Source organism: Plantactinospora sp. A48 (assembly GCF_055793945.1).
Genome location: NZ_JBTIXF010000167.1, coordinates 1 through 223 on the forward strand (window position 1 = coordinate 1; position 223 = coordinate 223).

The following is a 223-nucleotide window of genomic DNA, read 5'->3' on the forward strand; positions in this document are numbered from 1 at the left end:
ACGATAGATCCCGCCGGAATGGCCGACAGTTTCCAAATGAGGTAGGCCGCTACCAGCTCACCTCTCCCCATATTTGATAGAGAATACTTGCACTCCATCGAAACCAACTCGAAGAAAGGAATAGCAATGTCATCTGAACTGAAAGCGGTTATTTCATAGACGGAAGCATCTGAGTAGTTTCGACGTAAAATGTAGGAAAGATTTTCTAGTTCGCTTCTACGGA

The 223-nt window shown here is 44.8% G+C and carries 1 protein-coding gene; it reads right to left on the reverse strand.

The annotated features are described in order from the left end of the window. Positions 1–223 (reverse strand): hypothetical protein (locus tag ACXN5W_RS30455; protein ID WP_473161830.1); only part of this gene is annotated, 223 nt, incomplete at both ends.